18 protein-coding genes are annotated in these 14,213 nt (G+C 45.1%); 9 read left to right on the forward strand and 9 right to left on the reverse strand.

Translation table 11 applies throughout. The features are described 5' to 3' along the window. The first annotated feature begins 196 nt into the window (after positions 1-196). The 4 genes from SD450_RS19095 to SD450_RS19110 all read left to right on the forward strand — a co-directional run bounded on the left by SD450_RS19095 (position 197) and on the right by SD450_RS19110 (position 3,676). Positions 197-448 carry a hypothetical protein gene (locus SD450_RS19095; RefSeq protein WP_318345951.1) on the forward strand — a complete coding sequence of 84 codons (252 nt, stop codon included), beginning with the start codon at positions 197-199 and terminating at the stop codon, positions 446-448. A gap of 162 nt (positions 449-610) precedes the next feature. Then, positions 611-1,624: a glycoside hydrolase family 113 gene (locus tag SD450_RS19100; protein ID WP_318345952.1), complete on the forward strand. Its 1,014-nt coding sequence runs from the start codon at positions 611-613 to the stop codon at positions 1,622-1,624. Positions 1,625-1,723: 99 nt separating this feature from the next. Further along, a complete protein-coding gene (locus tag SD450_RS19105) occupies positions 1,724-2,656 on the forward strand; it encodes a hypothetical protein (RefSeq protein WP_318345953.1) in 933 nt (310 codons plus the stop codon). Next, a complete protein-coding gene (locus SD450_RS19110; protein ID WP_318345954.1) occupies positions 2,657-3,676 on the forward strand; it encodes an N-acetylmuramoyl-L-alanine amidase family protein in 1,020 nt (339 codons plus the stop codon). Between the two features lie 10 nt (positions 3,677-3,686). On the opposite strand, the gene arsM is transcribed toward SD450_RS19110, so the two are convergent. From arsM to SD450_RS19150, 8 genes are all read right to left on the reverse strand, one after another. Next, positions 3,687-4,652: an arsenosugar biosynthesis arsenite methyltransferase ArsM gene (arsM, locus tag SD450_RS19115; protein ID WP_318345955.1), complete on the reverse strand. Its 966-nt coding sequence runs from the start codon at positions 4,650-4,652 to the stop codon at positions 3,687-3,689. Next, the gene (locus tag SD450_RS19120; RefSeq protein ID WP_318345956.1) at positions 4,649-5,464 is read right to left on the reverse strand and encodes a purine-nucleoside phosphorylase; all 816 of its coding nucleotides are present in this window, start codon (positions 5,462-5,464) and stop codon (positions 4,649-4,651) included. Before SD450_RS19120 ends, arsM begins: the two co-directional genes overlap by 4 nt. Continuing rightward, the gene (locus SD450_RS19125; RefSeq protein WP_318345957.1) at positions 5,461-6,075 is read right to left on the reverse strand and encodes a TIGR04282 family arsenosugar biosynthesis glycosyltransferase; all 615 of its coding nucleotides are present in this window, start codon (positions 6,073-6,075) and stop codon (positions 5,461-5,463) included. Before SD450_RS19125 ends, SD450_RS19120 begins: the two co-directional genes overlap by 4 nt. A 582-nt stretch (positions 6,076-6,657) precedes the next feature. Continuing rightward, a complete protein-coding gene (locus tag SD450_RS19130; protein WP_072875767.1) occupies positions 6,658-6,885 on the reverse strand; it encodes a hypothetical protein in 228 nt (75 codons plus the stop codon). Positions 6,886-7,089: 204 nt separating this feature from the next. Continuing rightward, positions 7,090-8,511, reverse strand: coding sequence for a cardiolipin synthase (cls, locus tag SD450_RS19135; protein WP_318345958.1), 1,422 nt, complete (start codon positions 8,509-8,511; stop codon positions 7,090-7,092). A gap of 167 nt (positions 8,512-8,678) precedes the next feature. After that, the gene (locus tag SD450_RS19140) at positions 8,679-8,885 is read right to left on the reverse strand and encodes a hypothetical protein (protein ID WP_318345959.1); all 207 of its coding nucleotides are present in this window, start codon (positions 8,883-8,885) and stop codon (positions 8,679-8,681) included. Positions 8,886-8,936: 51 nt separating this feature from the next. Further along, positions 8,937-9,098: a DUF1328 family protein gene (locus SD450_RS19145; RefSeq protein WP_318345960.1), complete on the reverse strand. Its 162-nt coding sequence runs from the start codon at positions 9,096-9,098 to the stop codon at positions 8,937-8,939. A gap of 181 nt (positions 9,099-9,279) precedes the next feature. After that, positions 9,280-9,969: an SOS response-associated peptidase family protein gene (locus SD450_RS19150; RefSeq protein ID WP_318345961.1), complete on the reverse strand. Its 690-nt coding sequence runs from the start codon at positions 9,967-9,969 to the stop codon at positions 9,280-9,282. Positions 9,970-10,365: 396 nt separating this feature from the next. Here SD450_RS19150 and SD450_RS19155 point away from each other — a divergent pair, with 396 nt between their 5' ends. Then, positions 10,366-11,403 carry an AraC family transcriptional regulator gene (locus SD450_RS19155; RefSeq protein ID WP_318345962.1) on the forward strand — a complete coding sequence of 346 codons (1,038 nt, stop codon included), beginning with the start codon at positions 10,366-10,368 and terminating at the stop codon, positions 11,401-11,403. A gap of 10 nt (positions 11,404-11,413) precedes the next feature. On the opposite strand, the gene SD450_RS19160 is transcribed toward SD450_RS19155, so the two are convergent. Then, positions 11,414-11,857: a hypothetical protein gene (locus SD450_RS19160; protein ID WP_318345963.1), complete on the reverse strand. Its 444-nt coding sequence runs from the start codon at positions 11,855-11,857 to the stop codon at positions 11,414-11,416. Positions 11,858-11,954: 97 nt separating this feature from the next. Between SD450_RS19160 and SD450_RS19165 the strand changes: the two genes are divergently transcribed. The 4 genes from SD450_RS19165 to SD450_RS19180 all read left to right on the forward strand — a co-directional run bounded on the left by SD450_RS19165 (position 11,955) and on the right by SD450_RS19180 (position 13,827). Further along, positions 11,955-12,194 carry a helix-turn-helix domain-containing protein gene (locus tag SD450_RS19165; protein WP_318345964.1) on the forward strand — a complete coding sequence of 80 codons (240 nt, stop codon included), beginning with the start codon at positions 11,955-11,957 and terminating at the stop codon, positions 12,192-12,194. Positions 12,195-12,312: 118 nt separating this feature from the next. Beyond that, entirely contained in the window at positions 12,313-12,966 is a 654-nt protein-coding gene (locus tag SD450_RS19170) for a hypothetical protein (RefSeq protein WP_318345965.1), read from the forward strand. Between the two features lie 226 nt (positions 12,967-13,192). Continuing rightward, on the forward strand, positions 13,193-13,375 hold the full coding sequence (locus SD450_RS19175; protein ID WP_318345966.1) for a type II toxin-antitoxin system HicA family toxin: 183 nt from the start codon (positions 13,193-13,195) through the stop codon (positions 13,373-13,375). Positions 13,376-13,419: 44 nt separating this feature from the next. Next, positions 13,420-13,827: a type II toxin-antitoxin system HicB family antitoxin gene (locus tag SD450_RS19180; protein WP_318345967.1), complete on the forward strand. Its 408-nt coding sequence runs from the start codon at positions 13,420-13,422 to the stop codon at positions 13,825-13,827. Positions 13,828-14,213 lie beyond the last annotated feature (386 nt).

The following is a 14,213-nucleotide window of genomic DNA, read 5'->3' on the forward strand; positions in this document are numbered from 1 at the left end:
TCGATCACAATGAGCTTAAAGGTTCTTTTCAAGTGTCAGATTAACCACAACTGTCAGGTTAAGTAGTGGCTAGTACAATTTATTTATACACATAATCAGTCGACATTATTCCGAACATATTAAGGACAGACCAGATAAAACATTTCATTACAATTACTTTCACCCAAAAGAATTACACATAGATTTAAGATATATATTGACGGAAATTGACAAACTGAATCTTATAAATTTAAATGAAACAGATAATATAATTTTCAAGTTCAAAGAAGTGGTTTATCATATATGGTTTAAGAAATGGATAAGGCAAATTAAAGGAAAAGAAGATATTGAGATTAATAGAGTACAATCTTTCTACCCAATTTATGATGATAATGAAATAAGTAAAATTAATTCAAACTACGAAAAAGTAGAGTTAAGTGAAAAATTAAATGCTTTTGTAAAAAAATAACAGCCTTCAAATTAATTACTAGTGCAGGTCTATTTACAAAAATCTTCACGGATTTCATCAACCGAGCAATACTCGAAACCAATAAACAAAACTCCCACCCATTGATCCATCATCAAAACTTTCCCTTAAAAACACTATTTTAGAGGCACTTGAATGCCCAACATGAAAAAACTGGTTTTGATATGCGGTCTGGTACTGCTCTCCTGTACGGGGCATAAACCCGAAAAGATCAACGGAGTGAGCTTTGTGGCGTCCCGGGAAGAGGTCGTCCAGTCCCATGTGGACCCCGTGCTGGACCTCCATGCCAACCATGCGGCCATCATGCCCTTCGGCTTTATGCAAGATCCCCACACGCCCAACCTTGTTTTTGATTCGGACAGGCAATGGTTCGGGGAAACCCGAAAAGGGGCCAAGCAGTACATCGAAATGCTCCACAAAAATGGGGTAAAGGTGATGCTGAAACCCCAGATCTGGATCAGTAGGGGCGAGTTTACGGGGAACATGGCCATGCAGTCCGAAGCCGATTGGAAAGCATTGGAGGACTCCTATGCCCGGTTCATTTTGCACTACGCAGGATTGGCGGAGGAGACCCATGCCGATATCTATTGTATCGGGACCGAACTCGCCACATTTGTCAAAAACCGACCTGCATTCTGGACCGACCTCGTGGACAGGGTCAGGGAGGTGTACAAGGGAAAATTGACCTATGCGGCCAATTGGGACGAGTATACCAACACTCCTTTTTGGGGCGAGCTGGACTATATTGGGGTGAACGCTTACTTTCCTCTCTGCGAAAGACAAAACCCCACCAAGGAAACCCTACGAACGGGATGGCAGCCGTGGAAAACGAAGATGATGGAACTTGCCGAACAATTGGACAGGCCTATACTGTTCACCGAGTTTGGGTACAGGAGCATGGACTATACGGGTAAAAAGCCCTGGCTGGTGGACAGGAACGAGGAAAGGGTGAACCTACAGGCCCAGGCCGACGCCACGCAGGTGCTTTTTGACGAATTTTGGGACGAGGAATGGTTTGCCGGGGGCTTTGTCTGGAAGTGGTTCATCCACCATGATAGGGCCGGAGGGATCGCCGACAACAGGTTTACCCCACAGAACAAGCCCGCCGAATCCGTCATCAGGCAGCGTTACGCACCGATCAAAAAGTCAAGTCTCTAAGGCTGAGCGAAAAATGTCGGATTTTTCCCGTCATTGAAGGACTTGGTTGGCAATTTTTTCCCCATCTTTGCAGTGCACCCTCCCAATTAAAATGCGATAATGAAATCAGTATCATTCCTTTTGTTATGGGTATGTGCCTGTACCATGCTGTTTGCCCAAGAGGCATCCTATTATATGGTGAAGGCCGAACAGGGTGACGGGATTTTTTCCCTTCTGCGAAAACAGGGACTGGACCCCGCTAGGCACTACGAGGAGTTTGTCAAGCTCAATTCCGAAAACATCAAGGACGGCAGTTTCCTGAAAGTGGGAACGGCCTACAAAATTCCACAGGCTGCGGATGCCCTCAAGAAAACAGGCGTGGTGGTCCGCACGGGCGAAGGTGCCGAAGAACCCATCTTTGATGGGGAACTGGCCCAAATGTCCCTCAAGAGCGATAAGCTGAAAGATGCAGTGTATTACATCATCACCGAAGATTCCCAGAATGCGGAAAACAATTATGTGAAAGATGTGGCGGAAAGCCTGGCCGCCGATCTCATGGTCCATGGGGCCAAAGTCTATATCATGGGCGATGGGGTTTCCGAACCTTCGAATGGCGATGTCGTGACGGCCACCCAAAAAATGGGGAGCTACATTGAGGTCATCAACAAGCGCTACATACAGAACAGTGGAAAGTACCAACGGGTTTTGGTGATACGTGCCGATGGGGTATCGGGCAAAGAGGATATGGAGGTTGCCGTTTACCATGACAAAAAGAGTGAAGAAGGCCAGCGATTGGCGGAAAATATCCAAAGCATGTTCAAGCGGACCAGTGTTTCGAGCAGGTCGTACAAGGATGTCGATATGATCTTTGAGGACAAGAACAGCCTGTACCTGGCCCGGAACATTCTTCCGGCCATAAGCTTGCTCACCCTTGAGAACGCTTCCAAAACATCGAACCAAAAAATAGCAGTGCGTCCGGACAAGAAGCAGTTTGCCAGCTTGATCAGTGATGGCATTATGAACGATTATGTTGATTTGCAGATTGAGAATTAAATGAGATTTATACGAATATCAGTTTTACTTTTTTTTGTTCATTTTCAAGGAGTTGGATTGGCCCAAGAGGCCAATATGAAGGCGGTGGCCAAGGAAGGGGACGGGATTTATTCACTCCTTAGAAGACATGGCATCAGCCCAACAAAATTCTACAACAAGTTTGTGGCGTTGAACGCCGAACATTTGGGGGAGGATGAATCCTTGCTGATGGGGCGTTCCTACTTTTTACCGGATACCTTGGAAACCACAAAAGTGGAAGAAACGGACAAGAGGATTGCCTATCCCATTTTTGGTGAACAGTTCGAAAAGGTGGATGTGGCGAGCAATCGTTTGGACGATACGGTCTATTACCTGATCTCAGGGCATGGGGGTCCCGACCCGGGGGCAGTGGAAAAATACAATGACAAGCTGATCGCGGAAGATGAGTATGCCTATGATGTCACACTCAGGTTGGCCCGGGAATTGATCTCGCATGGGGCGGAAGTGCACATCATTGTGCAGGACAATAATGACGGCATCAGGGACCAAAGGGTGCTTGAACTGGATACGGACGAAACCGTGCTCTCCCAACCCCTTCCCTTGGGGCAGTTGGCCCGCTTGAAACAGCGCACCGAAGCGGTGAACGATCTCTATCGAAAAAATGTGGGCAAGCACCAGCGGTTATTGGTGATCCACGTGGACAGTAGGGGCGAGGGCACCAACATCGATGTGTTCTTCTACCACCACGAAAAAAGCAAGAACGGCAAAAAATTGGCCGAGAGCATCCATCAGACTTTTTTGAGGAAATACAAAAAATTCCAACCGAGCCGATTGTACAATGGCACATTCATGGAGCGCAGCAGTCTGTATGTGGTGAAAAATACGCTTCCGGCCATGGCCTATATCGAAATAGGGAACATCAGGAGCAAAAAGGACCAACGCCGGATCTTGGACCCGGACAATAGGCAGGCTTTGGCCAAATGGATATCCGAAGGCATCCTTATGGACTATGAATCCTCCAAAACTTTCATCGCCAAATAACCCAACTGATCTAACAGCAGCCCCCGCCGTTGTAATGCCAGGTGCTTTCGCTCACATGGATTTCGTTTGATGCCTTCGCAAGCGCCGAAGCTGTTTTGTCACAAACCGCCAACGGCTGGTTTTGGAGCAGCACATGCCCTTTGTTGTCATCAAAATAAGGTTCGTTTCCGTAGTAAATGGCCGTTTTCCCGGTAAACATGCAAGGGCCGTCCTCGGGCATCGGGTCTTTGATGGCGGCTATCTCGATGGATTCGATATGGATGAGCTCGTCCGTTGGGTAGTGGTTGGGAGACAATACCCTGTATGACCTTCGCCCCCTGATTTCTATGGTGCCAAATCCGGCATCGGTCAACACTTTTACGTAATCTTTCAAGGGAATGCTGCCGCTGAGGCACTGCGCCCTCAATCGGTCATCGTTGCGCAGTTCATCGTTCATGGGCTGTTCGCAGATGGGGTCGCTCATGACCAATCGGCCGTGGGGTTTCAGCACGCGGTACATCTCGGCGACGGCCTTTTGGAGGTCTTCCATCTTGAAAATATTGAACAGACAGTTCTGCGCGGCCACGTCCATGCTCTCATCGGGGATGGGCAGGTTCAGGGCATCTCCCTTGACCAGGTCCACATATTCGCTTTTAAACCAATCGTTCTCCTGCTCCGCAATTTTAAAGTTCTTTCGGGAAGCCTCCAGCATTTCGTCCACGGAATCCACTCCGGTGACCCCTCCCTTTTGTCTGGAAAAATAGGAGAACTGCAGCAGTTCCATACCTCCGCCCACACCCACGTAGAGGATCTTGGGGTCGTTCACCAGATCCTGTGCGGACACGGTGCTCCCGCACCCGTAGTTCATTTCCTGCATGATCTTGGGGATGGACAGTCCGGGAAACTGCCAAATGGGCGTGGTGGTGCAGCAAAGTCCCACGTTGGGGGAAATGGCCGCTTCTTTGTAAAGGTCTTGTGTGGCGTCTAGGTAACTCATAGTTGCTTTATCAATTCGGTGAACAATTGGATCATTTTGGGCTCTGTTTTTCCGGCGATGGCGATGATTTCCTCCACATTGACGGGTTGGAGGTTGTCCGGGTCGCATTCGTCGGTCAAAACGGATACCGCTACGATGGGTAGTCGTAAATGATTGGCCACGATTACTTCGGGAACCGTACTCATTCCCACGGCGTCCGCACCAATCATTTTCAGCATACGGTATTCGGCCTTCGTTTCCAGTTGGGGACCTACCACGGAGGCATACACTCCTTTTTTGATGGAAATGTTCTCTTTTTGGGCAATGGCCTCGATTTTTTTGCGCATGTCCAGGTCATACGGTTCGCTCATGTCCACAAATCGGTCCCCGAAGGCGGATACATTTTTGAAGGCCAATGGCGACCCTCCCTGAAGGTTGATATGGTCCTCGATGAGCATGATGTCCCCTTTTTTGAAGTCTAGGTTGATGGCCCCTGCCGCATTGGACACGAACAGTTTTTGGATGCCCAATTGGTGCATCACCCGAATGGGATAGGTGATGTCCACAAAGTCATAACCTTCATACAGATGGAATCGGCCTTGCATCACCACCACTTTTTTTCCGGCAAGGGTACCATAGATCAATTTTCCGGAATGAAATTCCACCGTGGCCAAGGGAAAATGGGGGATGTGGTTGTAATGGGCCTCGATGGGGTTTTCGATGCCATCGACCAGCTGTCCCAATCCGGTTCCGAGCACGATGCCAATTTCTGGAGCTTCGAAGCCCCTCTTTTTCAAATATTCTACAGATTCGTTAAGTTGTGTCTGGGTCATTGTGTCATATGTTTTAGAAAAGGCGCAAAGGCCTTGATATCTTTGATGTCCTCATAGTGATCCACGTCGTTTCTCTCGTCCAATAGGGCCACGTTTTCGGCTTTCAGGTCATGCAAGGTATCGGCCAGGACGGTGTCGGTTCCCCATTTTTTGTCCTGAAACAGGGTTTGGTTCAACGATTTCATGCCCAAAAGGTAGTATCCGCCGTCTTCTGCGGGGCCCACCACATAATCGTGTTCGTTCAGCTTGGCGAAAGCTTCTTCAAGATCGGCCTGTTCCAGATGGTACATGTCACTGCCGATGATGATGATCTTTTCAAACCCTGCCCGGAACCCGTCCTTGAAGGCATTCTGCATGCGTTCCCCCAAACCTTTCCCGATCTGAAGCTTTTTTTGATACCGTTCACTGTCCCAAATATCATCTTCCCAGATTTCTTCCGAATAGTACACCCATTTCTCCATCTTGAGGTGCTTTGTGAACGAAACGGTATGCTGCAGGAGAAACTGATAGATTTCCAGTGCTGTTCTGTCGCCCACTTTGGCAGCGAGGCGGGTCTTGCACTTGCCGAGTTCTGGGTTTCGGGTGAGTATCAAAAGTAGGCTGTCGCTCAACTGATCTTGTTTTGTGGGAGGTCGTTAATGCACTCTAAAGATAGGCAGATTTGGCACACTGAACGGTATGCCCTACTATTTATTTAGGAGGAAAATGGTCGGGGCAATGGCGAGTCCAATAGGGGAGAAAGCAAAAAGGGACACCGGCACGGCATCCCTTTGCGAGAGACATTTGTAATTATGGGAAGTTCTTGATTGATGATGGGTGTCCAGTATAGCTTAAAAAATGTAATGGTACAGGTTGGTGATGAGGGAAAGTATGGAAACGGTAATCACGGAATACCAAAAGAAATACCCCAACTTTACTTCTACAGTGTTCATTTTTCAAAGGTGTTTTAGTTGATTGTTTCCTCGAAATTAGTCAAAAACCTGTGCCTTCAATCCACAATTTTATTCGTTGCAGGAAAAAGGATATAACTGGTCAAAAATACTTTGTGGATGGAAAAACTAGCGGGGAAATGCTGTGTAGGGCAATGACTACAATTGATTTAAGTGTTGAAAATCAAAGCATTGCAAAAAAAGAACAGGAAGGACATTTGTGGCCATGCACTTATTCCTTCCTGTACGATGTTATGCTATTCCCTATACCAGGGGAGTGCCTTTAAGGCGCTTTTCGATCTTGCGTTTCTTTTCGGTAAGACTCTTCATGATGTCCATCAGTTTGGAATCCTTGGTCTTTTTATAGATCTCGTTGATGGAGAGGATCAACCTTTTTGCTTCCCTTGAAGCCTCTACCCTGTCGCTGGTGGACATGTGGCTCATGGGTCTGCTCTCAAACTCTTCTGCCTTTGCTAATAACTCTTGGGTCATTTTTGTTTTAAAATTATGCGGTGTACCCTAAATATAAGGGTTAGTTCCATACTTTCTGGCTATGGAACCATTTGATTTTCATATTTATGAAAACATTAAGAAGTGCCTTTTTTTCAATGTGTTAAGGGGGCTTCTATCAATACTGGTGTTGGGGACGAAAGGGCAGTTTATGGCAATGGGATTTTAACGTTTCTTTATCACCGATCAGAGCAGCGGTTTGAAGAATTTGAACACCCCTTCAAGGAATTTTTGCCACACCGACCTGTTCCTGAACCGTTCCAGTGTGACCGGCTCGGAATTTTGGCAAATACGCAGAAACTCGTCTTTCAATTCGATACTGGTTTCCCTATCGTAGATGAGGACATTTGCCTCATAGTTGAGTTCAAAACTACGGATGTCAAAGTTTCCGGAGCCAATGGAGACCAGGTCATCATCCACGATCAAGATCTTACTGTGCGAAAAATCATCCCGAAGGTAAATGTTCACGCCCACTTCCAACAATTCCTCAAATTGGGAAAACATGGCAAACTTTGCGGCGATGGAGTCCGATTTTTTGGGGAGCAGAAGGGAAATTTCCACGCCTTCGAGGGCAACGATCTTCAAAGTCTGCAAAAAAGTTTCACCCGGCAGAAAATAGGGGTTGGCGATGCAGATGGTTTTTTCTGCCTGGTTCATCATACCAATATATTGGTACATGATGGTAGGGAGTGTGGAATCGGGTCCCCCGGCCACCACTTGTGCATCCACATTGCCCATGACCGGCTGTTCCGAAATATGGTCCCTGACCTCGAAATGCTCCTTTTTGCTGGCAAAGAAATAATCCTTGAGGAATACAAGGTGGATGTCGTTCACAATGGGTCCCTCCAGTTTCAAGTGGGCATCCTTCCATTTGCCCAGTCCATCGCCATGTTTGATGTATTTGTCCGACACATTTACCCCGCCCGTGAACGCCACCTTGTTATCGATGACCAGAATTTTTCTATGGTTCCTGAAATTGAGGGAGAAGAGCAGGTTGGTGAGCCGGATGGGCATTATGGGATGGATCTTTACCCCGATGTCCCTAAACTTTTTCTTGGGCCGCCCCCTGAGCCTGTAGCTGCCAAAGGAATCATAAATGATCCTGACCACCACGCCCTCGGCTATTTTCCTTTGGAAAAGGTCCAACATTTTGTCCAAAAGAGCGCCCCTTTCCAGAATGTAGTACTGCAGGTGAATGGATTCCTTGGCCTCTTCCATGGCCTTGAAAATGGCATTGAAGGTTTCCCCACCATCCTGTAGCACCGTGATCTTGTTGCCCGAGGAGGGACTTGTTTCGGAGGAGGTACTTACCAGTCGGCTCAATCTTTTTTTTCGGGTATCCGTGCCAAAATCGGGAATTTCACCTTCCCTTTTGGTATCGCTTCCGGGGCTGTAGTTCCTCCGTCGTTCAAATTCCTTGTTGTTGAAGAACTTGAACTTTCTGCGGTTCATTCCAAAAAGATAGTAGAGGATGGCACCGACAAACGGAATTGCAATGATGGCGAGGACCCAACTGATGGAGCGGGACGGGCGTTTGCCATGGTACACTATGGCACCGATGGCCCAAAGGGATATCGCAATGTGCGCAATGGTCAAGGAGGTGTTCATATCATAGTGGGCAAGGTGCACCGTGGGTACAATCTACTCCGAAAATTTTAAAAAACCGCCGATTGGGGACCCGTTTTACTTTTTTAAGATGCCCTGGCCCCAAATGGGGCCATAAAAAAACTCTGGCACTTTAGTGCCAGAGTCATAAGGAGTTTTATAATCAATGGTTAAGGATTATCATCCGTGGCATCCTCAACCTTATCGCCAACATCATCGGCGGCATCCTCAACTTCATCCCCGACGTCCTCAGCAGCATCTTTCACATCTTCAACTGCCTCTTCTGCTTTATCTTCTTTGGTTTCCCTGCAACTGTTCATGCTCATGGTAAAGGCCATGGCGATGAACAATAGGAATAGACTTATTGATTTTCTCATGATATTTCAATTTTTAGGTTAATGATAGTATGCGTATTGATTTTTGTGGTCCTAAATCTTTTTTCTTCCTGTTATGAGTGAAATTATGAACAACACGATGAAAATGAAGAACAGTATTTTGGCAATACCGGCCGCACCTGCGGCAATTCCTCCAAATCCAAATATTCCGGCCACAATGGCCAAGATTATAAAGGTGACGGTCCAACGTAACATGTTTAAAGTTTTAAGTTAATGTCCGGTTATCTCTTAAACGGTACACTACAAAGTTGCGAATGCGACAGTGATAAGGTTGTCTTTAACGGGTTATCTTTTAACTCAAAAGGTCAAAAAAATTACCAAAACTTGATTTTGATCGAGAAAAGCACAAGAAATATGTCTTTTTAAGACAAATAATTCAATCTTTTATGTCAATGGCGCCTATTTTGGAGCGGAAGGCCATGCTTCGTGTAAAGGAACCATTGGTGATGAGATTGGCGTTCAGTTTCACCTTGGGCGGTCTTTCAATATAGTCCTTCACTTGGTCAATGGAGGTCTCTTCCGACAGCCAAAAGCCCATATCCTCTTTGCGGATGACCACCGGCACTTTGTTGCTGAGGTCGTGATAGGAAGAAATGGAAGTGTTGCCACTGCTGGTGATCAGCGCGCTGCAATAGAACCCGTCCTCCAATATATTATAGGTGCCGGCCAAAAAAAATGGGGTCTGTGAGGGCTTGGACAGGTGATAGGTGGAGGTACCCCCATTGTGGAGCAGATGGGTGTAAAAACCCGAAACGATGATCAGGCACCTTCGTTTGACCAAGGACTCCTTCATCCAGGCAATATCCTCCAGATCGGATAGGCTTACGTTGAGGGTGTTCGCATTGTTCTGGAAAATGTGCCAATCTTCCTTGAAGTTCTGTGGCATGAGCCCCCAAATGGCATAGTTGATCTCGTGGGGCGCCTGCATGGTCACCACACTCAGGTTGGTTTCATTGAAGCCATTGATGATAAGGCTCGGGGTGTATATGTGCGGATATCTAAAGGGTATTCCAAACTCTGCCTCTATCAGTTCTCTCTCAACCGCATTGGAAAGTTTGTAGATCATAATCTTCAATTCTTCATATTCAACAACAATACAAAACAAACCTTTTTTGGACAAAAAACTTAACTCATTACCTATTAATCGTGATGGTAACCATATGTGAAAGTTTTGTGAAAGCACATCTTTTTGTCCATTGTTTGCCGTAAATAATTGAACACAGTCTGTTGTGTATTTTGAAGGTATTTTATACCTAAACCGTCAATTCGAGTGAAATTCCAAAGGAATTTTGTATCGAGAATAGGTTTTGAACTTGAAATTCTGGTTCTCGACCTGTCTGCCGGCAGGCAGGTGCAATTTTTCTTTCGAAAAATCACTCGAACTGACAAATTTCAGTCAAATACCAACAGATTAAATTAAACAGAGCAATTTTCTACATCAACCTTAAAAACTGTACAACCTATGATCACCATTCAAGTAAACGCCAAGAATGCTTCCGAAACCATAGAACAGATCAAGAACGGTATAGGAGGGGAAATCACGGAAAAATGGGGGCAGCATGTCCTTTCAGTGGACAACGAAAAGGCCAAAGGGCAGATCAGGCTGCTGAACTTTGACTGGGGCGCCAGTCTGTTGGAATACGATATCACTTTTTTTGACGAGGTCACGCTCATTGCGGACACATCCACCTACAATCCCATCAGTTTTGTGTATTGCTTGGAAGGCTACTGCGGACACAAGTTCGGGCACCAGGAAATGACCGAGCTGAAAATCATTGAACAGTACCAATCGGTGATCATTTCCAGCAGGGCCAATGGGTTCAACCACGGTTATTTGCCTGCCGGGATCCCTTTGAAGATCAACGTGATCCGCGTGCGCAGGAACCAGTTCATGAGCAGGCGCATGAACAAGGGCGAAGCGCTCAACGAGCAACTGTACAAGGTGTTTTTGGACACCGACCACAAGAATGTGTTTTCCTATTATGGGTCCTACAATTTGAGAATGGCCGACCTGGTATCGTCCATACAAAAGGTCACCGCCGAGGGCATGATCCGCATTTTGCAGTTGGAGGGGCTGGTGTACCAGATACTTTCCATGCACATTATGCAGCACAATGATGAGGTGCAGAACAAGGGCCCGGAGACTTCCTTGCTGAAAAGGGAGCTGAACACGATCAGGGAATATGCCGAAAAAATAGGGAAGAACATTGCCAAGGAGTTCACCTTGGAGGACATATCCAACGAAACGGGGCTCACGCAGGCCAAACTACAGGAAGGCTTTAAACTGCTGTATGGCATGACCGTGACCGAATATATCCGCAACACCCGCCTAGAGGTGGCCCGTGACTATATCGAGACCACCGAAATGAACATCTCGGAAGTGGTGTATTCCATCGGATTTACGAGCCGAAGCTACTTTTCAAAGATCTTTAAGGAAAAATATGGCATAAGCCCCAGCGAGTTCAAGAACGGCAAAATGGATATGGCCATCGCCGGCTGATCCCGACCCGTTACCGTTGTTGCCCGCAAAGCGTTGGCTGCCGGTGTTTCAAGTGAAGGATGCCGCGGTACACCTGCGTGACCTGCACCCGAAGGGAAGGGTCCGGGGCATCTATCCGAAAAGAAAGCTGCAATTTTTCGTCATCCAAATACAACTTGCCCTGGTCCAAGGGGCGGGGCAGGCAGCGCATGTCCACCTCATGGTAGGTGGGGGCGCTGGGCAGTTGGAACCGGAAGGAAAAGCTAAAGACCAGATTGTCCAGCACCGTGAGCTCCGCCAGCCCTTTTTGTGGGGTTTGCTGGAGGAGGATACGGCTGTGTTGCCGCTGCACGCGGTGGAGCCATGCCCCGTTTGGGTGGCTACAGATTTCCAGGGTGGCAAAGGTGATCTGCAACGGGGCGGGGGAACTTTGGTGGAGGAAGTTGGTGATGGTTTGTATTGGACTGTTCAGCATTGAAATTTATTAAGTAGGCATTTAAAGATACTACAATTTTTCTACATACCCCTATATATAGGGAAGATTTATCTCTATATATAGTGCAAATTGGAGCATGCGAAATAAATTGAGCCTTGAAGAGAAATTATTTATACGGGATTTTGGGATGAATCTCAAGGCTTTACGTGAAGAACGTAATTTATCGCAAACCAAATTGGAAGCTATTGCCGGATTATCTAAAAATCAAGTGTGGCGAATTGAAAATGGCGAAGTGAACACTACGATTACCAATTTAAAATTACTTGCCAAGGCATTGAATGTTGATGTTGCACAGCTTTTTGAGTTTAGGGGTTGATTTTATAAATAAAATCTGCTGATTATCAGGGTATTTATTCTTATTTTGGGGGTATAGAAATGTATTTTACGTCCCTATAAACAAGTTGGCAGTATTGCCCAAAGCATTCAAGGCGATTATGAAAGAAACACTAGATTTAGAAACTGTAGAAGATTATTTCGAGAACTTGAAGTTGTGTATTTTGGAATTGCAGTTTTGTATTGAAAACATTGAGCGTTTAATAGAATGTAAATCGGAGGGATTAAATATTAAACCTATTTCTAACTTTCTGAGTCACTATGTATTATTGAGTTATTCACATATCGCAATAAATATTTATAAAATTTATAAGCCACAAGAAAAAAGGAGCTTTCAGAAGCTATTTAATAAATTTAAAAATTTTCGATACTCTGAAAGTTTCAGAAATCTACTGACAGATAATTCGACAAAAGATGACCCAAATCTTATTAAAAATAAAACTGATTTACTTAATGTGATTTCCGAAGTTGAGAACAATATTATTAAGTACGAGAAAATACTAAATTTAATAATCACACGAAGACAAAAGTTTTATGCTCATATAGACCCAAACGCTGGAATGGAAACTGAAAGATTGTCCGATTTAAAAGAAATAAGAGATTTAACTCTAAAAATTTATAACGAACTATATGGAAAACTTTTTGGAAGATATTATATGTTTAATGGAATCTACACATTAATAGACGAAATTTTAGAAGACCGAAAATTTGTTGATGAATATTGGAAATCCGAAGAAAGGAAACTGGAATTATAAACTAAACACTATACTCATTATCGCTATAAATAATTGCTCGTTCTCACCTACCCTTCGCCTTCGCTCAGGACAAACTGAATCCACTCGGTCAGTACCTAAACGGTAATTAACGTATTTTAATTTGTAATAGACGATTCTACAAGGCCGTTAAGAATAAATAGGTTCGTATCATCAAATTATATAATAACAATTTTGTTATATAACATTTTTGTTATAATTTTGTTTGGTGAAATCAAGTCAGTTGATCAAGATAGTGGAAAGTGATGGCTGGGAATTGGTCAGGACCAAAGGAAGCCACCATCATTACAAACACCCAAGGAAAAAAGGGCTTGTGACCATACCGCACCCCAAAAAGGATGTTCCGTTGGGCACGGTGAAATCTATCTTGAAACAAGCCGGGATCGAATAAAGATTTCGGGTTTGATTTGTAATGCATCAATAAAAGCAAGAGGAATGGGAGCAGTAAAAGTGTTTGTGGAGAAAGCGGACGATGGAACGTATTGGGGCACCACCCAAAACCTTCCAGGCGTTGTATCTGCCTTTGGCGATACGTTGGAAGAATTGAAAGAGAACATCAAGGTTGCGGTCGATGATTATATGGAAACTGCCGTGGAACTGGAAGAGGATTGGGTCGATGAGGTATTGCCGATTCAAGGTTATGAGTTTAAAATGAACATTGAATCCTTCTTTTACCTTGTTCCGCAGGTCAAGATCACCGCAATTGCAAGAAGGGCAAAGATAAACCCTTCTTTGATGCGCCAATATGCCACGGGTAGGGCCACCGTATCCGAGGAGCGTCTTAAATTGATTCAAGGAACCATCCATGAGTTGGGAAAGGAACTTCAATCGGTCACTTTTTGATTCAGGAGCAAAAATTGTGAATAAGCTCTACTTTAATTATTTATAATAAGGATGTTCTGTCAACCAGAATGTAAAAAACAAAAAACCCGCAAACTATGTTTGCGGGTTTTTTGTGGTACCTCCAGAACTACTTTAGTGCAATAACAGAAATCTTTGAATATAGCGATTAATTTTATTAAACCTAGTGTTTTCAATACTTAAGAAGGTAATTTGCAATTTTATCTGTTTGTTTTAATTGTATGGGATTGCATTAAACCGTACATTGCCGTACAAAAATTAATCAGTTTGTACGGTTAAAATGGCCTCAATTTGGATAAGCCGGGTAAAGTGACCCACCTTCGCCGGATGAAACTGACCAGGGTAAACGAACTGCCTAGATTTGATCT

Source organism: Flagellimonas baculiformis (assembly GCF_033441575.1).
GTDB classification, from domain to species: domain Bacteria; phylum Bacteroidota; class Bacteroidia; order Flavobacteriales; family Flavobacteriaceae; genus Flagellimonas; species Flagellimonas baculiformis.